We start from the raw sequence: 21,012 nt of genomic DNA on the forward strand, positions 1-21,012 counted from the left end.
CGCTCGTCGACGCGATGGCGCCCCTCTGATGCAGGTGTCGATTATCCGCGCGGCGCTCTCGTTTGCGCCGCCTGGAGCAATACTACCAGCGCGCCACCCCCGCCGTCGCGCCCTTGTGCCTGGGCCCATGCCAGCACTTCGTTCTTCTGTGCCAGCCAGCCCCGCACCTTGTCCTTGAGCACGGGTTCGCGATTCACCGAGCCAAGGCCCTTGCCATGAATCACCCGCACGCAGCGCAGGCCACGCTTCACGGCGTCGTGCAAGAAGGCGGAGAGCGCTTCGCGGGCTTCGTCGCGGCGCATGCCGTGCAGGTCGATCTGTGCCTGAACCACCCATTCGCCGCGTTGCAGCTTGAGCACGGCGTCGTGACTGATGCCGGGGCGGCGATAGGACAGGCGATCGTCGGTGTCGAGCAACGCCTCGGGGTCGAATTCGTCGGAGAGCGATTCGAAGAGTACGGCGGCTTCGTCTTCCTGCGTTTGACGTGCGACAGGCTCGGGGGGCTGGCGCGGATGCTCGACGCGATTGACCGCGCTCTTGCTGGATAGCGGGGCGATGTCGCCGATGCTGTCGCGGAATACGTTCGCATCGCGCTTGGCTTGCGCGGCGCGTTTGGCGGCGGCCGCGCGTTCGGCTTCGCGCGCAGCGGTTTCCTTGGCGAGCGAATCTCGCAGGCTGGCGAGATCGCCGAGGCTGAGTTTGGGGGGCTTCTTGCTCATGGTCGTGCGAACAAGGACGGTGGAGGGGCAGACGACAACGGCGCCCTGGCTGTATGAAAGCTCACACAGCGGGGGCGCCGCGGCAGGGGGCTCAGCGATTACTGATCGAGATTTTCGAGGTAACGCTGAGCATCGAGCGCGGCCATGCAGCCCGTGCCGGCGCTGGTAATGGCTTGACGGTAGACATGATCCTGCACGTCGCCCGCAGCGAACACGCCCGGCACGCTGGTGGCGGTGGCGTTGCCGTTCAGGCCGCTGTGCGTGACGATGTAGCCGTTCTTCATTTCGAGCTGACCGTCGAAGATATCGGTGTTCGGCTTGTGGCCGATGGCGATGAACACGCCATGCAACGCGATGTCTTCGTGCGCGCCGCTCTTCACATTCTTGATGCGCACGCCGGTCACGCCCGAGTTGTCGCCGGTCACTTCGTCGAGCACGCTGTCGTACTTGAGTTCGACCACGCCTTGCTTGGCCTTCTCCAACAGACGGTCGATCAGGATCGGCTCGGCGCGGAACTTGTCGCGACGGTGGATCACCGTGACCTTGCTGGCGATGTTGGCGAGGTACAGCGCTTCTTCGACGGCCGTGTTACCGCCGCCGACCACGCAGACTTCCTTGCCCTTGTAGAAGAAGCCATCGCAGGTGGCGCAGGCGGACACGCCGCGCCCGGAGAACGCTTCTTCGGTCGGCAGGCCGAGGTACTGGGCCGAGGCGCCGGTGGCAATGATCAGGGCGTCGGCCGTGTATTCGCCGGAGTCGCCGATCAGGCGCAGCGGGCGCTCGTTCAGACGCACCGTATGAATATGATCGAAGATGATCTCGGTATTGAAGTGCTCGGCGTGGGCTTGCATACGGGCCATCAACTCGGGGCCTTGCACGCCGGTGGGGTCGCCAGGCCAGTTCTCGACGTCCGTGGTGGTCATCAACTGACCGCCTTGGGCGATGCCCGTGATCAGCACGGGCTTGAGGTTGGCGCGCGCGGCATAGACGGCGGCGCTATAGCCGGCGGGGCCGGAACCGAGAATCAGGACTTTGGCATGCTTGGCAACGGACATGGACGGACTCACCGGAAAGGGGATGGGGGCTGGCGCCGGGGCCCGCACCGCGAGAACGCAGCAGGGGGCGCATGGCGCAAACCGACATTATAAGGGGCTGACGTCGTTTCGTTGATCGAGCCTCGCAATCGGCGCGATAGTCTGTGGGCCGTGCGGCCCTGCCGGGCAGGCCGCTGACAGCGACGCCGGGACGTCTCCTAAATCCGGAGGCGCACGCGCCGGATGCAAGGTGGGCATGCTGGCCGCGCAGCGTCGCCAAACGTGCCTGAGCGAGGCGGGGAGGCCCGGCGTTACTGCTTGTCACCTTTTCGTGCATTGAGCAATGTAATAGTTGTTTACAATGGAGCCTTGCTGCGCGGCAGGCCGCCCGCCTGCCCGCCCAACCGTATGGCTTGATGACGACGAAATCTTCCTACTCTGCAGGTGCCGGATCGTCGTTGCCCAACCGGGTGACGCACCTTTTCCATGAAATCCGCTGGATGGCGCAGGTTGCGCTGATGGTGTTCCTGTTGATGGCGTTGTTCTCCTACAGCCGTCTGGACCCCAGCTGGACACATGCGGCGCACGTGGAGCGCATCGCCAACTGGGCGGGGCGTGTCGGCGCGTGGGTTGCCGATATGTTGCTGCTCATGCTCGGCGTGTCCGCCTACTGGCTGGTGGTCTTCATCGGCCGGCGCGTGATTTCGGGTTACCGCCGGATCTCGGCCAGGCGTGAAGCGCCCCCGCTGCGCGAACGGCTCGCGAGCGGCGGATGGGTGGAGATCGTCTCGTCCCTGATGGTGCTGCTCTCGAGCGCCGGCATCGAATCCCTGCGTCTTTACCGCTTCAAAACCCAATTGCCGCGTGCTTCGGGCGGCGTGATTGGCGAGACCGTCGGCGGTTTCTTCCAGCATGCGCTCGGCTTTACGGGCGGCACGTTGGCGTTGTTGCTCATCTTTGCCTTCGGGCTGTCGCTGCTGTTCCATTTCTCGTGGCTGTCCGCCGCCGAAAAGCTTGGCACATTGATTCTGGATACCGGCACCGTGATCCGCCGCCGCCGTGAGGCGCGTCAGGACCGCCGGCTGGGCGAGGAGGCGGCCATCGCGCGCGAAGGTGCGGTAGTGCAGAACCGCGTGCGCACGGAGGTTCACGAGCCGGTGCAGATCGTGCCGCCGGTCAAGGTGGTGCCCAAGAGCGAGCGTGTGGAGAAGGAAAAGCAGGCGCCGCTCTTTGCCGATCTGCCGGATTCCATCCTTCCGCCGCTGGCGCTGCTCGATCCTGCACCGGCGGTAGTGGAGACGGTCTCGGGCGAAACGCTCGAGTTCACGTCGCGCCTCATCGAAAAGAAGCTCAAGGACTTCGGCGTCGAAGTGAATGTCGTGGCCGCCTATCCGGGGCCGGTCATTACCCGTTATGAAATCGAACCGGCGACGGGCGTGAAGGGTAGCCAGATCGTCAATCTGGCGAAGGATCTGGCGCGGTCGCTCTCGCTCGTGTCGATCCGTGTGGTCGAGACCATTCCCGGCAAGAATTTCATGGGGCTGGAGCTACCGAATCCGCGCCGTCAGACCGTGCGCCTGACGGAGATTCTGGGCTCTGAGATCTACAACGACTCGTCGTCGTTGCTGACGTTGGCGCTGGGTAAGGACATTGGCGGCAAGCCGGTCGTGGCCGATCTGGCGAAGATGCCCCACTTGCTGGTGGCCGGTACGACCGGCTCCGGTAAGTCGGTCGGGATCAACGCGATGATCCTGTCGTTGCTCTACAAGGCGACGGCCGAGCAGGTCCGGCTGATCCTGATCGATCCGAAGATGCTCGAAATGAGCATGTACGAAGGCATCCAGCATCTGCTGTGCCCGGTGGTGACGGACATGCGTCAGGCGGGCCATGCGCTGAACTGGGTGGTGGCCGAGATGGAGCGCCGCTACAAGCTGATGAGCAAGCTCGGTGTGCGTAATCTCGCCGGCTACAACAACAAGATCGACGACGCCGCGAAGCGCGAAGAGCACATCCCGAATCCGTTCTCGCTGACGCCCGAGGAACCGGAGCCGTTGCAGCGTCTGCCGTACATCGTGGTGGTGATCGACGAGTTGGCCGACCTGATGATGGTGGTCGGCAAGAAGGTTGAAGAGTTGATCGCCCGTATTGCGCAGAAGGCGCGCGCGGCGGGCATTCATCTGATTCTGGCGACGCAGCGCCCGTCGGTCGACGTCATCACCGGGCTTATCAAGGCGAACGTGCCGACGCGTGTGGCGTTCCAGGTGTCGTCGAAGATCGATTCGCGCACCATTCTCGACCAGCAAGGTGCTGAAACGCTGCTGGGCATGGGCGACATGCTTTATATGCCGCCGGGCACCGGGTTGCCGCTGCGTGTTCACGGGGCGTTCGTGGCCGATGACGAAGTGCATCGCGTGGTCGAGCGGCTCAGAGAGCAGGGCGAGGCGAATTATGTCGAAGGGATTCTGGACGGTGTGACTGAAGGTGAAGACGGTGGCGTCGACGGTGCGGCCGGTGGAACTGGCGAGGGCGGCGCAGAGTCCGATCCTCTGTACGATCAGGCGGTGGCTGTGGTGCTCAAGCAGCGCCGCGCGTCGATCTCGCTTGTGCAGCGGCATTTGCGCATCGGCTACAACCGGGCGGCGCGCCTGCTTGAGCAGATGGAACAGTCCGGCGTAGTGTCGGCGATGGCGAGCAACGGTAACCGGGAAATTCTGGTGCCGAATCGCGAAGGAGAATAAGGAACATGCTGGGATTCAAGCGCGGCTTGCCGCTTATCGCGGGTGCCGTCGGCGTGACGCTGGCGGCGCTGGCCGCACCTGCTTACGCAAGTGGCACGGCGCAGCTCAAGGCTTTCGCGGCGCAGGTGAAGTCGGCGCGCGGCGAGTTTGAGCAGAAGCAGGTCAAGGGGCAGCAGGACGGCGGGATGAAGGTGACGAACTCGGCATCGGGCACGTTCGAGTTTTCGCGTCCAGGCCGCTTTATCTGGCGCTACGTCAAGCCTTACGACCAGTTGCTGCAGGCGGATGGCGAGACGCTGTATATCTACGACAAGGACCTGAATCAGGTGACTGAGCGCAAGCTGGGCACCTCGCTGGGCGCGAGTCCGGCGGCGATCCTGTTCGGCAGCAACGATATCGAGAAGAATTTCACGCTCAAGGATGCCGGGGTGAAGAACGGTATCGACTGGGTGGAGTTGAAGCCGAAGTCGCAGGACACACAGTTCCAACGCGTGGGCATCGGCTTTCGCGATGGCAATCTGGCGGCGATGGAGTTGTACGACGCGTTCGGTAATGTCACCTTGCTGACGTTCGACAAGATCCAGAAGAATCCGCCCATGCCGGCGGACCATTTCAAGTTCACGATGCCCAAGGGGGCAGACCTGATCAAGGGTTGAGCGTGACTCGTCCCCGTTGCTGCGCATGTGCGTTGCGGACGAGCCGGCCGTCGGGCTGGCATAATGGGGACATCTGATTATCCGAATGCGGCCGGGGATTCCCCGGCCGCGCTGCTTGAGAACATGCCAGACGACGCCCCTCTGTCGGCTTCGGTGCCTTTAGCCGAGCGCCTGCGCCCCCATACCATCGATGACGTGATTGGCCAGCGCCACTTGCTGGGCAAGGGGAAACCTTTGCGCGTGGCGTTTGAGGCGGGACGTCCGCACTCGATGATCCTGTGGGGGCCGCCGGGGGTGGGCAAGACGACGCTGGCGCGCCTGATGGCGGATGCATTCAAGGCGTACTTCATCTCCCTGTCGGCGGTGCTCTCGGGCGTGAAGGATATTCGCGATGCCGTCGAGGCTGCGCAGATTCAGCGAGCGCAGGGCAAGCAGACGCTCGTGTTCGTCGACGAGGTGCATCGTTTCAACAAGGCACAGCAGGATGCATTTCTGCCGCACGTCGAGTCGGGGCTTTTCATTTTCGTGGGGGCGACGACGGAAAATCCGTCGTTCGAGGTGAACGGCGCATTGCTTTCGCGCGCGGCTGTCTACGTGCTCAAGAGCCTGAACGACGAAGAACTCGGCGAGATGATCACGCGCGCGTCGCGCGAGTTGGGCGATATTGCATTCACCGACGAGGCGCGACAGGGCCTCATCGACTCGGCCGATGGCGACGGGCGTAAGTTGCTCAATAACGTGGAGATCGTCGCGCAGGCGGCCATGTCGCAAGATCTCGACACGATTGACGGCGCGTTGCTTGCCAGTGTGCTTGCCGAGAACCTGCGTCGTTTCGACAAGGGGGGCGATGCGTTCTACGACCAGATCAGTGCGCTTCACAAGTCGGTACGCGGCAGTTCGCCGGACGGTGCGCTTTATTGGTTCTGTCGCATGCTCGACGGCGGTGCCGATCCGCGATATCTCGCGCGCCGGATTGTCCGGATGGCGTGGGAGGATATCGGCCTGGCCGACCCGCGTGCGGCGCGCATCGCACTTGATGCGGCGGAGACGTACGAGCGGCTGGGCACCCCGGAAGGCGAACTTGCACTGGCGCAGGCCATTCTGTATCTCGCGGCGGCGCCCAAGTCGAACGCGGGTTACAACGCTTACAATCAGGCGCGCGCGTTTGTTGGCAAGGACAAGTCTAGGGCGGTGCCGATTCATCTGCGCAATGCGCCGACCAAGCTGATGAAGGAACTCGGCTACGGGCACGCGTATCGCTATGCGCATGACGAGCCCGATGCTTACGCGGCGGGCGAGACGTATTTCCCCGACGATATGCGGGCCCAGAGCTGGTATCGTCCGGTGCCGCGCGGCCTGGAAGGCAAGATTGGGGAAAAGCTGAACTGGCTGAAGTCGCTCGATGCCGAGTGGCGGCGCGCGAATGCGAAGGGGCGTAAGTCCGATGCGCCGGTGAAGCCGTCCGGGGGCGGCGCGACGTCCTCCGGCGAGAATCCGCCGGCTGAGTCTTCCGACGACGAGACTGCCTGAGCGCGGACGTTGCCGACATCACAAACGCGTCAAATGGCGAAATCGCGGTGCGCGTTTGGTAAAATCCACGGTTTGATGCTGTATCCGGCGCCATGAGGGCGCGGGGCGGCCAGAACGAATTCCATGGTCCACGACAATGGGCCACTAACGATAGACATCCCACCATGCTCGACATTCAACTTCTTCGCAAGGATCTCGATGGCGTTGCGGCGCGACTCAAGGCGCGCGGCTACACGCTGGATGTAGCGACGTTTGCTGCACTCGAGGCGGAGCGCAAGCAGATCCAGACGCAAACCGAGGAGCTTCAGGCACGCCGCAATGCGCTCTCGAAGCAGGTCGGCATGAAGAAGGGCAAGGGGGAGGACGCCTCTGCCGAGATCGCCGAGGTTGGCGGCATTGCTGACTCGCTCAAGGCGTCGGAGGTGCGACTGGAGGAGGTGCAGGCGCGCCTGTCGGATCTGTTGCTGGGTGTGCCGAATTTGCCGCATGGGAGTGTGCCGGTCGGTTCGGACGAAACGCAGAACGTGGAAGTGCGCCGTTGGGGCACACCGCGTGAATTCGACTTCGCGGTGCGTGACCACGTTGATCTCGGTGCGGCGTTGGGGTTGGACTTCGATGCAGCCACGAAGCTCGCGGGGGCGCGTTTCTCGGTGATGAAGGGTGGCATTGCACGACTGCATCGTGCGTTGGCGCAGTTCATGATCGACACGCACACGTCGGAGCATGGCTATACGGAAATGTACGTGCCGTATATCGTGAATGCGGCGTCGATGCGGGGTACGGGCCAGCTTCCGAAGTTCGAGGACGATTTGTTCAAGGTGCCGCGCAAGGTGGGCGGTGAAGAGGGCGAGCGCATCGAGAACTTCTATCTGATCCCGACGGCCGAGGTGTCGCTCACGAACATCGTGCGTGACGAGTTGCTGGCGGCTGACGCGGTGCCGATGCACATGGTGGCGCATACGCCGTGCTTCCGTTCGGAGGCGGGCAGCTATGGCAAGGACACGCGCGGCATGATTCGTCAGCATCAGTTCGATAAGGTCGAGTTGGTGCATGTGGTACGTCCGGAGGAGTCGTACGCCACGCTGGAGATGTTGGTGGGGCATGCGGAAGCGATTCTGCAGAAGCTGAATCTGCCGTACCGCACGATTGTGCTGTGCACGGGGGACATGGGCTTCGGGAGTGCGAAGACGTATGACATGGAAGTGTGGATTCCGGCGCAGAACACGTATCGCGAGATTTCGTCGTGTTCGAACATGGAGAACTTCCAGGCGCGCCGGATGCAGGCACGTTTCCGTAATGCGCAGGGCAAGCCGGAACTGGTGCACACGCTCAACGGCTCGGGACTGGCCGTGGGGCGCACCCTTGTTGCGGTGCTGGAAAATTATCAGAACGCCGATGGTTCGGTGACGATTCCTGACATGCTGCGTCCGTACATGGGCGGCATCGAGTGCCTCAAACCTGCTGCGTAAAAAATCTGGAAAAAGGGGTTGGCAGCGGAAGAAATTCGGCTATAATCTCTTTCTCGCTGCTTGAGGCCACTCAGGCAGCGAACCAAAGCAGAAAGAACGCTTGGAGAGGTGGCAGAGTGGTCGAATGCGCCGGACTCGAAATCCGGTATACGGTTATACCGTATCGTGGGTTCGAATCCCACCCTCTCCGCCAAGCACACAATTAAGCCCTTGAATTTCAAGGGCTTTTTTGTTTTGTGTGTCAGCGACTTAAAAAATGACTATCAAGGCGCCGACCGCGTTATCCCACTGAATTCGTGTGCTCCGCGATCATTTGTCAGTGCGGATCATCTCCAGAGCTTGGGACAGGATGTGATCCTTGTCTTCGTCGCGTAGCCGATGATAGACGACCAGCAATTTCGCCTCCGAGTCGTCAGCCGAGAAAAAATAAGTGACCGGAAGATTCAAGTTGGCGGCAATGCGCTCGACCATCGAATAGTCAGGGGCGTGCTTGCCTCGCTCATATTGGTTCATGCGAGCGCTGGCAGACATTTCGTCAATGCCGGCGAGCACCCCGAGTTTCTCCTGCGATAGACCTGCGGCCTTCCTAGCTTCCTTCAAGCGTTTCGCGAATACGGACATGTTCTTCCCCGAAAGGAAAACATGCTGGGTGTTGACGATATTTGCTACACTAAGAATTCCTTAGTTTTGGGCGGCGTTCGAAATGTCGAGCTGTCCGATAGATACCGAGAGACTCGATGGAAAAACACAAGCTTGGTCCCTGTGCTTTGCTGGTTGGGGTGCTGTTGTCGACGATGGCATCCTCGAACGTCAACGCGCAATCCCTTCCCCCGGCCTGCCAGCAATACATCACGGCGATCAACGTTTGTGGGGCCGATCTCGTTAAGCTCATCGAGTTGCGCAGGCCTGCAGACCTCGAGAACACAAAGCGATATGTGGACACCCGCGAATTGGTGTCCGGTATGCGGGCGCATATCAAGAGCGACGGTTATGACAATGTAGCCCAGGCTTGTGCTACGACTGCCCGCGAAGAGTTACAAAAAGGAATCATCAATATCACCACTATGCTCACGTTCGGCGGTGGTATGACCCCGAGGTGCCAGCGAGCTGTAGGGGAGATCCGATGAACTGGGGAGTGACGTATTTGCAGGCCAAGCGAGTCGGCTGGGCAACTGTGGCCATCATCGGCGTCTTTTCGGCTATTCCGGCATTGGCCGAGATTGCAAAACCTTCTTTTGACTGCAGCAAAGCGTCGAGTTCGGTGGAGCTGTCCATTTGCGCGAGCCCTTCGCTTGCCGAATCGGACAACCAGCTTGCGCAGGCATTCACGGCAGCGACGAATCGGACAGCTGACAAGGCGGGCCTGCGAAAAGACCAGAACAAATGGCGCGCCACCGTTCGCGACAAGTGTCGCAGCGATGAGTGCATTGCCAACGCCTATCGCGAGAGAACACGCGCTCTTCGCGTAAGTGCAGAGAATGGTCGGGTTCTCACATTTTCTCGCACTGGGGACGCATCGATTCCCGCGAAGACATCGGTACTTTCGGGTACCGTTCTCTACGGAGCGCTTGTTTTTGATCACGACCCGGCAGGCGGTTTCATCGCGCTCCAGGTCGGTGGTCATCAGTACAAGCTTTCGATACGTCTGGGATGTGCCCGAACCTATTCAAGCACAAATTCAACGGCTTGAAGACAGCGCCCAGATGGTCTCCGTTGTCGGTGACCTCATCGTTTGGCCCGATGGTACGAAATCGTTTGATGATCGATCGCCGGTAGTCCTGCTCGTTCCGCAAAAATGACGACCTCTATACCCATGGCAGATCGACATCGAATGTGCACCGGAGGGACGAAATGAAGGTTTTGATGAAGAAACGTGAGGCTGTCGTTGGCGTGAAGGTCGGTGTGGCTTGGGCGTTCTGGTTCGCATTGGCGCTCCCGATCGTGGGGCTTATCGCCTTTGTGCGACGTCGCCTGTACATGCAGGCATTGCTAGTAGTCGGGTACATCGCTGCACAGACGTACCTTCGAGTAGGTAGCTCGATGTGGATGGGATTCGTTGACGTGATTCCTGCCGAATCGTCCTACGTCAGTAAAGACTCTTACATGGTATCGCTGTTGCTCTGGTGCGCTTACGGTTTATATCTCGGCCGCTATGCTCTTTGGGGACACAAGATAACTGCGCGGACACTTTCCCGTCGCGGATACGTTTGCCCTGTGCCTGAACATGCGGATCTGGCGAAAGCGGCTTGGTCTATCGGCGAGGGGAGGCATGCTGATACGGGCAACGAGCGATCGAAAATTCGCGGTTCGTCCGGTGCTCGATAAACGTGCGCCGGACCTCAATTGGATCGGGGGAACTAGGATGTGTATGAGTAATCTGGCGGATATGCTCAGTGCAATTCACTTTGCAGCTGATCGACACAAGAACCAGCGTCGAAAAGACGTAGAGGTGTCACCCTATATTAACCATCCGATCGCTGTCGCCCATTTGCTTTCGACGACGGGGAAGATCACCGAAGTTTCCGTACTGCAGGCGGCGATTCTTCACGACACCATCGAAGATACGCACACAACGTTCGAAGAGCTGAGACTCCTCTTCGGCCAAGAGGTCGCGACGCTGGTTGCGGAAGTATCAGACGACAAGTCGCAGCCAAAGCAGTTGCGAAAGGACCTGCAGGTGCAGCATGCGGCTCAGAAATCGCACAAGGCAGCGATGATTAAGATCGCTGATGTCACCTGCAATCTGCGGGACCTGATAAACGCGCCGCCGCCGCAATGGTCTTTGGAACGCAGGAAGGAATACTTCGGCTGGGCCGCACGAGTTGTGGCGGGTTTGCATTGCGACAATGCTTCGCTCTTGCGAGCTTTCGAAATCGTGCGCGAACTCGGGGCCGGATTGCATCCTGGGGAAGTGCTCGATCTGGAACGGTAGGTTCGTCGAGCCATTGGGGTAGCGACTTCGCATTCTACGGATGGCTTCGCCTAAGTGTGCATTCTCGACGTTAGATCGTCATCAACAGCCTCATATGCAAAAGGGCGGGTCGGGATTTCTTTGCTAGAACGTCCGGCAATACGGCTTTATCCAGGCTAAGCTCAGCACCCCGCTTCTTCGGTTCTCAGTTGCGCGAGCTCGCGTAATTGATCGGTCTGCAGGTCCGAATACGGCTGCTTCCATCGGTAAAGCGTTTGTTCGGAAATGCTCACATGGCGGATCAACTCCGCAACAGGCATCCCGAGTTCGGCTTGCTTCAAAATCGCCACTATCTACTCCACTGCGTACCGTTCGTCTTCATGACAAACTCCTTGCTGCGAAGGGGCGGTTTGCCAAAAAACTCGCATCACGGCTGGTCCGGATTTAGCCAAGCAGATCGTTTCATGTTTGAGCTTATTTTCTAGGCTGACGGCATAGATATAATCCCGTCCATAAATCCACCGGTCGTTGCGCCGGTATCCAGAACAATTGAAGCGCTCCGTCGAGACATTACTGTGACCTCCGAAAACTCTGCCGCTACCGTCGTTGAAGAGGCATTGGTCGATCCCGCGAGGGTATGCCCGGTTTTTGCTGCGCCAGCGTTGATCACGGGCAAGCGACTTGAGGTGCAGTGGCGTGGTGAAGTCATAACGGTTCGCGCGCCTCGCAAAATGCTGGAAAAGCTTTTCGTTTGGTGTCGGGGTGAGAGCAGTCTGGTTGACATCGGGAAATTCTCGATGCAGACCTGGGGCGATGATCGAATGACGCGCTTCGTATCGGACTTGCTCGGCGCAGGCGTCATGGTGGACGCCGCAATTCAGTTGCCCGCCATGGCCAGTGCGACAAATCATCCCCTTGGGCCGGCCGGATTGCCAGCACCCCGGCATGTTTGGGCCGCCGTGAAGGCGCTGAGTGGGCCGCCGGACGACGAAGCGGGCTCGGCCATTTCTCTTGCTGCGCCCGTGCGCTCTAGTCTTACGCCGATGCTGACGAAGCGCGTCTCGGCGCGTGGGTTTGGAAGCGCCCCCCTTACCGAGTCAGACCTCTCTAGTGTTCTCCAGACGGCCTACGGAATTGTCGAGTCCAACGCACCGCTCGGCGAGTTGACCCATCGCCGGCCAGTGCCATCGGCCGGGGGGCTGCATACGCTACGAATGAGTATCGTGCTCTTGCAAGATGCCGGTAAATTGACGCGGGGATGCTACACCGTGCAATTCAGGCCCTTGGCGGATGGCGGCCCTCACCTGGTGCGTGAAGCAGGGCGCGAATCGGATGTGTTCCGGGTGGCCATTGCGCCCGATGACTTGGTCAATGTGCGCGCAATCGTTGTCGCGTGGGCCGATTTGTCCCTAGTCGCGCTCAATTACCGCAATCGTGCGTATCCGTTCCTGATGTTTGAAGCCGGCGCCGTGTTTCAGAACGTGGCGCTGCATTGTGCGGACGTTGATCTGGCCTGGAGCCCATTCGGGAACTACGATCCTGAACGCATGGCTAGCCTGCTGGACCTGCCGTCGCGCGCGAGCGTTCTCTCGGTTGGGTTGCTGGGGACTGAACAGGACTCGCCTGATACCTCAGGCACGCCGACGCTCCCCTTGGCACTTTCATGGTCGGACGATCTGGACTCGCTCCCGTTCCACGTGGCCAAGGCAAGAATCGATGTGCCTACGGAAATCGATGAGTTCGCATGGGGGAGGGCCTACGACCCGGTCCTTGCGTTGGACAAGGCCATTGCGGAAGCCGTGGAGCGCCATGCGTATCGAGCGCCACGACGCTTGCATTGGGGGCGGCTGGCAGAGCTCCCCTCGGCGATCGATCCCGCCACGATCGTGTCGTTCTCTCCCGGTCAGTATCGCAGCAAGGATTTTCCATTCACACGGCTGCGACAGCAGGATCGAGCCCTTTGGACAGAAGCGAAGTCCTCGCGCGACGGGCGCGATGTACTCCTGCTCGCCGACTGCGTTTTCCATCGGCAAAGCCTGAAACAACTGGGTGCCCACGAGGCTTATTGTTGGGCGACCTCATCCGGCTGTGCCTCGCACATCAGCGAGTCGCTGGCGCAACGTGCCGCGCTTTGGGAAGTGATCGAACGCGACGCATTCATGCGGCATTGGGGGGAGCAAGCGCCCGGCAGCCTAATTGACGACGCGTGGATTCCCGACACACTGAACGCGCGAATCGACTGGCTGAAAGGCGAAGGTTGTGAGGTCACGCTGCTTGTCCTCGACAAGGGGGTCTTACCGGTTCTCATGGCGGTTATCCAGAGTCCGGCTCGACATTTCACTTGTTTCGGCGCGGGGGCGGGGGGCGATTTTGAAGATGCCCTGCATGGTGCACTGAGCGAAGCGGAAATCGCGGCGCACGCCCGTCTTGCGTCGCTGCGTGCCGAAGTGGTGCAGCCGTCAAAGGTGCATTACCCATGGGATCATTCGGATGTCTACGCGACCCGCCGGTATTACCGTCGCGCGGATCGACTATTTATCGACGCGCCGGCGATGACGCACGACGCCTTCGAAAATTGCCGGGCGGCGATGCGTAGGGACGTTCTGGATCAAGTCATCGATATGGGCTGGGAACCGTTTTTTGTCGATCTGACGCTGGCAGACGCGCCCCGCACGTATAGCGGGAATGCACTGTTTACGGCGCGTGCCGTCGTTCCGGGAATGATCCCCGTGACGTTTGGATACGGGCGAATGCCCCTGGGGACGATGTCGTCTTGCGTTCGCGAGGCGCGATTCCCTCACCCATTTGCGTGAGCGATCACCGGATAACAATCTGCCGGCAGGACTGGCGAAACGATCAGGAGTCTTGGTGTTCCATATCTTCAATTTGAACGCGCACATCACAGCCGTTCGGCGATGGGCGGTTGCGGCTGAAGGCGCGTTGTCGTTCGATGCGCTGACTTACCGTGCGACGGTGACGGTGGGTACGAGGTCGGTCGCGTTGATTCCGAAATTTTCGTTTCGGACCCCGTCGGACTCGCTGGCCTACACCAATGGGCTGACCGAAGAGGTGGCGAACGGCTTCGCGGGCTGGTTGCCGTATACAGTCAAGAGCTGGCCGATATCAACCGACAAAATTGTCTTCAAACGGTATTGCGAAGACCATCAATTGCGGGTGACGCCCGCTTGGCGGCCCCATGAGCCAGCGCAAGCGGCAGACTACATTGTCAAACGTCGCAACGGCTCATTTGGACAGAACATTCTCGGTCCGTTTCGAAATAGCCAATCTGGCTCCGCCCCGGAGTTGCTCGATTCGGATTATTGCGAAGCGTTTATCTTGGGACGGACTTGCAAGATCTGGTACTGGAATGCCAAGCCAGTTGCCATGGAAGCGCTGGAACTTCCTCATCTGATCGGAGACGGTCGCCGGACGCTGGGTGCACTGGCGAGCGAGCGTCGCGGGAGCTTCGACCGGTCGTATTCGCTCGAAACGAGTGGTGAAATGCTGGCCTGGCAGGGAAGGCAGGCCGACGATGTCGTGCCGCAGGGCGAGCGTGTGTACCTCGATTTCAAGTTCGCAACACCCTACGATGTCTGGCAATTGAAGGATCGGGATTGCTTGGCGAACCAGTCGAGTGCCTTGACGGCCCATTTGCACCATGTAGGCGAAGTGCTCTGGTGCGGGATTCCAGAATCGGTCAAAAACGGCTCAGTTTTCACTGTCGACGCCATTCTCGACGCTGACGATCAACTTTGGTTGCTGGAGATGAATAGCAATCCAATGGTCCATCAGAATTGCTATGCCCCCATGCTCGATTCGGCTTTCCATCGTTGGAAGAATAATCAGAGCGAATGAAGCAAACGCTTACAACATAACTTTTTTGTCCGTCAATACGTACGCGGACAACGTGTCGGAATACACAACATCAGGAATCCGGAGCTATCCATTCGTATGACATTGAAGTAACTAAATGCAATAATGTGTAACTACTTGTAAGCAAAACGAATATCTGATTCGCATGTGCGGGAGGCTCGGCGCAGCGGATTACGGGGGACGGGAGACGGGGGATGTATTCGGATTTTGCGTTGCGATTGATGGCCGAGTTGCTATGGACGGGGATTCAGGTTTGTTTCCCCATTTTGGCGCTCACCATGGCGGTTGGCTTGATGGTCAGCGTCTTCCAGGTCGTGACGCAGATTCAGGAAATGTCGCTCACATTTGTGCCGAAGCTCCTCACAGCAGGGCTAGGCCTGATTTTCTTCGGGCCGTGGATGCTCCAGAAGATCACCGCGTTTGCTACGAAACTTTGGCTCGGGATTCCGGGCATGTTTTGACGGCAAACAGGCATGTTGGCAATTCCCCATATCGATGCCGCTTGGCTTCTGACGTTACTACTCGTCGCGACCCGCATCGCCGCGCTGCTTCTGGTCACGCCAGTTTTGACGATGACCGGAATTCCGCCAGTGGTCAGATTTCTACTGGTTGTCGGGCTGGCGGTCGCGCTAGTTGGCGGGACGACACAGCCGGAGCGCCAGGTCCCAGTTGAATTGGGCGATGTGGTAGGTGGGGTGATTTCCGAGGCCGCGCTGGGGGCCACGCTGGCACTGGGCGTACTGGCATCCTTCGCTTGTTTTTCGGTGGCCGGTCGGCTCCTCGACGTACAGATCGGGTTTGGCATCGGGCAGGTATTCGATCCTGTGACCCTTCGTCAGGCACCCGTGATCACAGGCCTGTTCAATCAATTGGCAATCTTCCTGTTTTTTCTCGCAAACGGACATCACACGCTCGTGCGCGGTCTGGCCTACAGCTTCCGGATGGTCGCGCCCGGAGCTGCGTGGCGAAATCCGGATTCGGTCGCGCTGGTCATCAAGCAGGCCGGCAGCATGTGGACGTTGGGGTTCACGTTGGTGGCGCCCGTGGTGCTATGCCTTTTGCTCGTGGAGTTCTGCCTCGGCGCGCTCGCTCGCAATATGCCGCAGATGAACATGTTTGCGTTCGGCATCCCACTGAAAATCGTCGTCGGCGTGGTCGCCCTCGCTATCTGGCTGCCGCTCATGCATGGGCCGATGGACCGGGCATATGCATTGACATTCTCGTTCTGGGAGGCCGTGTTACCCAATGGCTGATCAGGATTTAGACCGCAACGAAAAGGCGACGCCGCACAAGCTGCGTAAAGCGCGCGAGAAGGGAAGCGTCGGCAAGAGCGCCGATGTGCCCGCTGCCGTCGTGTTCATTGTCGCAGTGGCGTATTGCCATGCGAACGCGTGGGACGCCATCAACCGGTTTCTCGCTATCGAGCAACGGCTGTTTGCATCAATGAGTCTGGCGAGCGCACGGGATCGTATTTATTCCATCGCCCTGTGGAAATCGGTGCTCGGCCAATTGAGCGACTTGTTTTTCCCGCTTCTGTTCGCTATTTGCATCGGGGGGGGGCTCGCGAATGTGGTGCAGACGGGCCCCGTATTCGCACCAAAGGCACTCGTGTTGGACATCAACCGTTTGAATCCGGTCAACGGTTTCAAGAAGCTGCTCTCGATGCGCTCGCTATTCGACACCGCCCGTGCGCTCCTGAAATTGACCGTGTTGGCGGTAGTTACTTATCTGGCGATGCAGCACATCGCACCGAATCTGGTCAGTCTTGCTGCGTTGCCGCCGCAAGGCATGGTGCGCCTGTTTCTCAACGATCTCACCTCGATTGGGCTGGCCTGTGGCGCAGCATTGGCCTGTCTGGCCGTACTCGACTTCGCGTATTCGCGTCGGGAGTTCAATAAGCAGATGCGGATGAGCCGGCGCGAAGTCAAAGACGAGTCAAAGCAGAGAGAGGGCGACGCATCGATTCGGGCGCGACTCAAAGCGATGCGTAAGGAAATGCTCGCGAAAATGACAAGTGTGGCTGACACAAAGAACGCCGACGTCATCATCACGAACCCCACGCACTTTGCTGTGGCGTTGCGCTACGAGCATGGCGTGATGTCCTCTCCCCAGGTGCTCTCCAAGGGGACGGGACAACTGGCATGGATGATTCGAACGATCGCCATGCGGCACGCCATTCCTATCGTGCAAAATCCACCGCTTGCCCGGGAGCTCTATTTCCGCGCATTGATCGGACACCACGTTCCGGCGCACACCTTCGCGCAGGTCGCCCGCATCATGGTCTGGGTACTGTCGATGCGTGACGCCCAGCGTCGCGCACGCGAGCGCGACGTCAATGCCGTTGGAGGTGCGACATGAACGCGCTTCGCCACGTGCTCGGCAAGCACACGGACATCGCACTCGTGGCATTGGTCCTTGGCGTGCTGCTGGTATTGTTCGCGCCCATTCCCAGCGCGCTCCTCGACTTCCTGATCATGGCGAATATCAGCTTCGCCTGTCTGATTCTGTTGCTGACGTTTTACATGGCCCGACCCGTCGAATTCTCGACGTTTCCGTCGTTGCTGCTGATCGCCACCCTTTTCCGGCTATCGCTCAATGTCGCGGCCACCCGCCTGATCCTGTCCGAAGGCGACGCCGGTAAAGTGATCGGCGCGATCGGCAGCCACGTGGTGGGCGGCAACTACGTGATCGGCATCATCGTGTTCCTGATTCTGATCGTTGTGCAGTACGTCGTCGTCACGAACGGCGCACAACGTGTGTCGGAAGTCGCGGCGCGTTTCACGTTGGATAGCATGCCTGGGCAACAGATGAGTATCGACGCCGATCTCAACATGGGATTCATCGATCAAGTCGAGGCCCAGCGCCGGCGCAAAAACCTCGAAAAGGAAGCCGCGTTTTACGGCGCGATGGACGGTGCGAGCAAATTCGTCAAAGGCGATGCCATCGCGGGCATCATCATCTTGCTCGTCGACAGCATCGGCGGGCTGGTCATCGGTGTCATTCAACACGGCATGCCGTGGGGCGAGGCGCTCCAGACCTACACGCTGCTGACCATCGGCGACGGGATTGTCACGCAGGTTCCTGCCCTTGTGATAGCCGTGGGCACCGGCATTATCGTGACACGATCCGCGTCAGATTCGAACCTTAGCGAAGAAGTTTTCCGCCAAATCACCTCGTTTCCAAAAACACTGCTAATCGCAGGTGCCGCGCTTGCGGGGCTCGTGGCGTTGCCGGGCGTTCCGCTCTTGCCAGCGATTCCGCTGTTCGTTGTGTTGTTCGGTGCGGCTTGGCTGACCTACCGATCACGGGCGAAGGCGACGGAGCGCGATAACGCGGCTACACCAAACGATGGGGTAGCCGACACGAACGAGAGTGAGGCTGACGACCCCTACCGGCAACTGGTTATCGAACCGATCGAAGTTTGCGTGGGGCAGCGCTGGGCGAGTGTGGTGGCCGAAGGCACGTTGCTATCTGATCGTCTGGTGATTTTTCGGAATCAGTTTGCGCAAGAACTCGGGATGGTGTTGCCCAAGGTCCGCTTCCGCACGCAGGAGCGCTTCGGTCCGCATCAGTACGAGATTCAGATCGATGGCGTAACAGTTGCCCGCGGCGAATCGAAGCTCGATCAGGTTTTGGCGATTCATCCCAGTGGCGACACCCGGCACCTCAAGGGAGAAGCAACCAAGGAGCCCACCTATGGTCTGCCGGCGATCTGGATCGACGAGTCGCAACGGGCGGCGGCTATCGCGGCCAAGTTCACCCTGGTGGATGCCCAGACAGTCTTGATGACGCATTTGACGGAAGTGATTCGACGGGAATCGGCCACGTTGCTCTCGCGTGCCGAAGTCGAGCGCATGTTGGCGAGAGTTCGTCAAAGCCAGCCGACGCTCGTCGAGGAGATTTTCCCGACAGTCCTTTCTGCAAGCGATATTCAACGCGTGTTGCAAAACCTGCTTCGCGAGAAAGTCAGTATTCGCAATCTGGTAGCGATCCTCGAGGCCGCACTCGAAGCGGGACGTATCAGCAAGGACATGGGCTTCCTGACCGAACGTGTGCGCCAGCGTCTCGGGCGGGCCATCTGCCAGGGCTTGGCCGGAGAGGCGAGCGGTCTGCACGTTCTGACCATCGATGCCGGGCTGGAAAGCCAGTTCCTCCACAGCGTGCGGGGTGCCGATGCGGGACAGCCGTTTGTCGTCGATCCAGGACTGGCCGAATTGTTCATCACCCGGCTGGCCTATCAGACCGAGCGAATGATGAAGAGCAATCTCCTTCCGGTATTGCTGTGTTCGCCGGAGCTACGCCGACATATCCGAGCACTTTCCGAGCGCGCGGTACCCCATCTGCGCGTGTTGTCGATGTCGGAGATTCCGCAATCGTTTGAGTTGAAGTCTTTCGGTGTCGTGGCTACTCAGCCCGCCGCTGCCTGAAGGAGTCTTTACGTCCATGACAGATATTCTCGCGGTCGCGCTTTACGCCATGCAGGACGATATGGCGCGACTCAATGGTGTAGCCAACAACCTCGCCAATCTCTCGACCCCCGGTTACAAGCGGCAGGTACCGGTCAGTGCCGGCTTTAGTGCGATGGTCTCGGGCATGTCTGGCGATGCGTCGCAGAACGTCGCGCAGGCGAATACCGGATCGGTGGCACAGCGGATCGATCCCAGGCCGGGAACGCTTAAGCGGACCGGTGCGCCGCTCGACCTTGCGATCGCGGGCGACGGCTTCTTCGAAATCGCGACACAAAGCGGTCCGGCGTACACGCGCAAAGGCAATTTCCATGTGGATACGCGAGGGCGCTTGGTCACTGAGCAAGGGGACCCCGTCATGGGTAAAGGAGGGGAGGTTGCGTTGACTGGGAGTCATCCAGTGATCGATAGCACTGGCAATGTGACAGAGGACGGCCGCGTTGTCGCGCAGTTGCGAGTGGTTCGATTCGAGCGCGCGCAGAACATGACGTCTTTGGGCTATGGCGCCTACATCAGTGGGGATTCCGGCACGACAGTCCAGGATGTCGACCTGCAAATTCGTCAGGGATATCTGGAGAACGCCAACGTCACGAACATGCAGGAAATGGTGCAACTCATGCAGACCATGCGGCACTTCGAGTCGATGCAGAAGGTTGCGCAGGGGTATGACGACATGCTTGGCAACGCCATTCGAAAACTGTCGGAGTAAGTCCGGCGGGCCGGCAACGATCTCGTCGGAACGAGACGCGTACAACAACAGGAAACGAAGATGATCGACGCACTCTACATTGGCGCAACGGGTATGCAAGCGCAGCAGCTCAACGTGGACACCATTGCGCAGAACCTGGCCAACGTCAACACGACTGGGTACAAACGCAATTCGGTGAGCTTCACGGATTTGATCGCCCGCGAAGTCACCTCGGTGGCGCGCGCGGCTGAGTCCGCCGTGGGCGGTCCGCTCGGAGCCTTGCCGCAGCTCGGCAGCGGTGTTGCGGTTGGCCATATGGCCAAAATCTTCGATGGCGGCGACATGAAGAAGACGGCGGCGCCGATGGACCTCGCCATCCAGGGCGAAGGTTTCCTTGGCGTGACGCTTGCGGATGGCAGTGAAGCGTATTCGCGCGGCGGCACGCTGCGCGTCAACACTGACGGTCTGTTGGCCACTGCCAGCGGCAATGCACTGCGTCCTGGTATCACCGTTCCCGATAACGCGCAGTCGCTCACGATCGCCGCTGACGGCACAGTGAATATCACCATCGCCGGGCAGGCGACGCCTGTTGAAGCGGGCCGTCTGGAATTCGTTCGATTTACGGACGCTGGATCGTTGACCGCGCTGGGTGAAAACACATATCGCGCGAATGAGGCGTCTGGTGCCGCAATCCAGGTGACCCCGGGACAGAATGGTGTCGGGACGTTGCAGCAAGGGTTTCTCGAAGGTTCGAACGTCAAACTCGTCGACGAAACCGTTGGATTGATGGTCGCCCAGCGCGCTTATGAGGCCAGCGTGAAAGTCGTTCAGGCCGCCGACGAGATGCTGGGCATGGTCAACAACCTGCGTCGTTGAGCAGGGCGATGAGCGTCGGCGTATGGCTGCGGCGAAGCTTGGCCTCGATCGC

At 59.9% G+C, this 21,012-nt stretch carries 19 protein-coding genes, 1 tRNA gene and 1 pseudogene; 17 read left to right on the top strand and 4 right to left on the bottom strand.

Annotated elements, in window-relative coordinates; translation table 11 throughout:
• Positions 1–41: 41 nt before the first annotated feature.
• Both PCO31110_RS23300 and trxB read right to left on the bottom strand, forming a co-directional pair.
• Positions 42–719, bottom strand: coding sequence for a Smr/MutS family protein (locus tag PCO31110_RS23300; protein WP_010805429.1), 678 nt, complete (start codon positions 717–719; stop codon positions 42–44).
• A 98-nt stretch (positions 720–817) separates the two neighbouring features.
• Positions 818–1,774 (bottom strand): thioredoxin-disulfide reductase, encoded by a 957-nt coding sequence (gene trxB, locus PCO31110_RS23305; RefSeq protein ID WP_150691528.1) that lies wholly within the window; start codon positions 1,772–1,774, stop codon positions 818–820.
• Between the two features lie 395 nt (positions 1,775–2,169).
• On the opposite strand from trxB, the gene PCO31110_RS23310 reads away from it, so the two are divergent.
• The 5 genes from PCO31110_RS23310 (at position 2,170) to PCO31110_RS23330 (ending at position 8,339) form a co-directional block, all read left to right on the top strand.
• Positions 2,170–4,491, top strand: coding sequence for a DNA translocase FtsK (locus PCO31110_RS23310; protein ID WP_036661918.1), 2,322 nt, complete (start codon positions 2,170–2,172; stop codon positions 4,489–4,491).
• Positions 4,492–4,496: 5 nt separating this feature from the next.
• Positions 4,497–5,147 (top strand): outer membrane lipoprotein chaperone LolA, encoded by a 651-nt coding sequence (gene lolA / locus PCO31110_RS23315; protein ID WP_010805426.1) that lies wholly within the window; start codon positions 4,497–4,499, stop codon positions 5,145–5,147.
• A 123-nt stretch (positions 5,148–5,270) separates the two neighbouring features.
• Positions 5,271–6,677 carry a replication-associated recombination protein A gene (locus PCO31110_RS23320; protein WP_150691608.1) on the top strand — a complete coding sequence of 469 codons (1,407 nt, stop codon included), beginning with the start codon at positions 5,271–5,273 and terminating at the stop codon, positions 6,675–6,677.
• 164 nt (positions 6,678–6,841) lie between these two features.
• Positions 6,842–8,146 carry a serine--tRNA ligase gene (serS, locus tag PCO31110_RS23325; RefSeq protein WP_150691529.1) on the top strand — a complete coding sequence of 435 codons (1,305 nt, stop codon included), beginning with the start codon at positions 6,842–6,844 and terminating at the stop codon, positions 8,144–8,146.
• A 102-nt stretch (positions 8,147–8,248) separates the two neighbouring features.
• Positions 8,249–8,339: transfer RNA gene (locus tag PCO31110_RS23330), tRNA-Ser, on the top strand.
• 116 nt (positions 8,340–8,455) lie between these two features.
• Here PCO31110_RS23330 and PCO31110_RS23335 read toward each other — a convergent pair.
• The gene (locus PCO31110_RS23335; protein ID WP_150691530.1) at positions 8,456–8,767 is read right to left on the bottom strand and encodes a helix-turn-helix domain-containing protein; all 312 of its coding nucleotides are present in this window, start codon (positions 8,765–8,767) and stop codon (positions 8,456–8,458) included.
• 116 nt (positions 8,768–8,883) lie between these two features.
• On the opposite strand from PCO31110_RS23335, the gene PCO31110_RS23340 reads away from it, so the two are divergent.
• The 4 genes from PCO31110_RS23340 to PCO31110_RS23355 all read left to right on the top strand — a co-directional run bounded on the left by PCO31110_RS23340 (position 8,884) and on the right by PCO31110_RS23355 (position 11,078).
• Entirely contained in the window at positions 8,884–9,273 is a 390-nt protein-coding gene (locus tag PCO31110_RS23340; RefSeq protein ID WP_150691531.1) for a hypothetical protein, read from the top strand.
• Entirely contained in the window at positions 9,270–9,836 is a 567-nt protein-coding gene (locus PCO31110_RS23345) for a lysozyme inhibitor LprI family protein (protein WP_150691532.1), read from the top strand. The genes PCO31110_RS23340 and PCO31110_RS23345 overlap by 4 nt, the downstream gene beginning before the upstream one ends.
• A 161-nt stretch (positions 9,837–9,997) precedes the next feature.
• Complete coding sequence (locus PCO31110_RS23350) at positions 9,998–10,471, top strand: hypothetical protein (protein ID WP_150691533.1); 474 nt, start codon at positions 9,998–10,000, stop codon at positions 10,469–10,471.
• 43 nt (positions 10,472–10,514) lie between these two features.
• Positions 10,515–11,078, top strand: coding sequence for an HD domain-containing protein (locus PCO31110_RS23355; RefSeq protein WP_150691534.1), 564 nt, complete (start codon positions 10,515–10,517; stop codon positions 11,076–11,078).
• Positions 11,079–11,193: 115 nt separating this feature from the next.
• Here PCO31110_RS23355 and PCO31110_RS23360 read toward each other — a convergent pair.
• Positions 11,194–11,410: pseudogene (locus tag PCO31110_RS23360) on the bottom strand (transposase); the annotation flags it as partial.
• Between the two features lie 222 nt (positions 11,411–11,632).
• On the opposite strand from PCO31110_RS23360, the gene PCO31110_RS23365 reads away from it, so the two are divergent.
• The 8 genes from PCO31110_RS23365 (at position 11,633) to flgG (ending at position 20,960) form a co-directional block, all read left to right on the top strand.
• Positions 11,633–13,870 carry a YcaO-like family protein gene (locus tag PCO31110_RS23365; protein WP_150691536.1) on the top strand — a complete coding sequence of 746 codons (2,238 nt, stop codon included), beginning with the start codon at positions 11,633–11,635 and terminating at the stop codon, positions 13,868–13,870.
• Between the two features lie 55 nt (positions 13,871–13,925).
• Positions 13,926–14,912, top strand: a complete 987-nt coding sequence (locus PCO31110_RS23370) for a hypothetical protein (protein WP_150691537.1) — start codon at positions 13,926–13,928, stop codon at positions 14,910–14,912.
• A gap of 212 nt (positions 14,913–15,124) precedes the next feature.
• Positions 15,125–15,391 (top strand): flagellar biosynthetic protein FliQ, encoded by a 267-nt coding sequence (locus PCO31110_RS23375; protein ID WP_150691538.1) that lies wholly within the window; start codon positions 15,125–15,127, stop codon positions 15,389–15,391.
• A gap of 12 nt (positions 15,392–15,403) precedes the next feature.
• Positions 15,404–16,183, top strand: coding sequence for a flagellar biosynthetic protein FliR (locus tag PCO31110_RS23380; protein ID WP_150691539.1), 780 nt, complete (start codon positions 15,404–15,406; stop codon positions 16,181–16,183).
• Positions 16,176–17,288, top strand: coding sequence for an EscU/YscU/HrcU family type III secretion system export apparatus switch protein (locus PCO31110_RS23385; RefSeq protein ID WP_150691540.1), 1,113 nt, complete (start codon positions 16,176–16,178; stop codon positions 17,286–17,288). The genes PCO31110_RS23380 and PCO31110_RS23385 overlap by 8 nt, the downstream gene beginning before the upstream one ends.
• Entirely contained in the window at positions 17,285–19,357 is a 2,073-nt protein-coding gene (locus PCO31110_RS23390) for a flagellar biosynthesis protein FlhA (protein WP_150691541.1), read from the top strand. Before PCO31110_RS23385 ends, PCO31110_RS23390 begins: the two co-directional genes overlap by 4 nt.
• Positions 19,358–19,373: 16 nt before the next feature.
• Entirely contained in the window at positions 19,374–20,105 is a 732-nt protein-coding gene (locus PCO31110_RS23395; protein ID WP_150691542.1) for a flagellar hook-basal body protein, read from the top strand.
• Positions 20,106–20,165: 60 nt separating this feature from the next.
• A complete protein-coding gene (gene flgG / locus PCO31110_RS23400) occupies positions 20,166–20,960 on the top strand; it encodes a flagellar basal-body rod protein FlgG (protein ID WP_150691543.1) in 795 nt (264 codons plus the stop codon).
• Positions 20,961–21,012 lie beyond the last annotated feature (52 nt).

Origin of the sequence: Pandoraea communis (assembly GCF_902459745.1) — a bacterium.
GTDB lineage: Bacteria > Pseudomonadota > Gammaproteobacteria > Burkholderiales > Burkholderiaceae > Pandoraea > Pandoraea communis.

What these genes read in the sequence shown, in the direction of transcription:
- PCO31110_RS23300 (WP_010805429.1), bottom strand. Translation starts at nt 719, where the DNA reads ATGAGCAAGAAGCCCCCCAAACTCAGCCTCGGCGATCTCGCCAGCCTG.
- trxB (WP_150691528.1), bottom strand. Translation starts at nt 1,774, where the DNA reads ATGTCCGTTGCCAAGCATGCCAAAGTCCTGATTCTCGGTTCCGGCCCC.
- PCO31110_RS23395 (WP_150691542.1), top strand. Translation starts at nt 19,374, where the DNA reads ATGACAGATATTCTCGCGGTCGCGCTTTACGCCATGCAGGACGATATG.
- flgG (WP_150691543.1), top strand. Translation starts at nt 20,166, where the DNA reads ATGATCGACGCACTCTACATTGGCGCAACGGGTATGCAAGCGCAGCAG.
- PCO31110_RS23340 (WP_150691531.1), top strand. Translation starts at nt 8,884, where the DNA reads ATGGAAAAACACAAGCTTGGTCCCTGTGCTTTGCTGGTTGGGGTGCTG.
- PCO31110_RS23380 (WP_150691539.1), top strand. Translation starts at nt 15,404, where the DNA reads ATGTTGGCAATTCCCCATATCGATGCCGCTTGGCTTCTGACGTTACTA.
- PCO31110_RS23320 (WP_150691608.1), top strand. Translation starts at nt 5,271, where the DNA reads ATGCCAGACGACGCCCCTCTGTCGGCTTCGGTGCCTTTAGCCGAGCGC.
- serS (WP_150691529.1), top strand. Translation starts at nt 6,842, where the DNA reads ATGCTCGACATTCAACTTCTTCGCAAGGATCTCGATGGCGTTGCGGCG.
- PCO31110_RS23310 (WP_036661918.1), top strand. Translation starts at nt 2,170, where the DNA reads ATGACGACGAAATCTTCCTACTCTGCAGGTGCCGGATCGTCGTTGCCC.
- lolA (WP_010805426.1), top strand. Translation starts at nt 4,497, where the DNA reads ATGCTGGGATTCAAGCGCGGCTTGCCGCTTATCGCGGGTGCCGTCGGC.
- PCO31110_RS23355 (WP_150691534.1), top strand. Translation starts at nt 10,515, where the DNA reads ATGAGTAATCTGGCGGATATGCTCAGTGCAATTCACTTTGCAGCTGAT.
- PCO31110_RS23350 (WP_150691533.1), top strand. Translation starts at nt 9,998, where the DNA reads ATGAAGGTTTTGATGAAGAAACGTGAGGCTGTCGTTGGCGTGAAGGTC.
- PCO31110_RS23345 (WP_150691532.1), top strand. Translation starts at nt 9,270, where the DNA reads ATGAACTGGGGAGTGACGTATTTGCAGGCCAAGCGAGTCGGCTGGGCA.
- PCO31110_RS23375 (WP_150691538.1), top strand. Translation starts at nt 15,125, where the DNA reads ATGTATTCGGATTTTGCGTTGCGATTGATGGCCGAGTTGCTATGGACG.
- PCO31110_RS23390 (WP_150691541.1), top strand. Translation starts at nt 17,285, where the DNA reads ATGAACGCGCTTCGCCACGTGCTCGGCAAGCACACGGACATCGCACTC.
- PCO31110_RS23335 (WP_150691530.1), bottom strand. Translation starts at nt 8,767, where the DNA reads ATGTCCGTATTCGCGAAACGCTTGAAGGAAGCTAGGAAGGCCGCAGGT.
- PCO31110_RS23385 (WP_150691540.1), top strand. Translation starts at nt 16,176, where the DNA reads ATGGCTGATCAGGATTTAGACCGCAACGAAAAGGCGACGCCGCACAAG.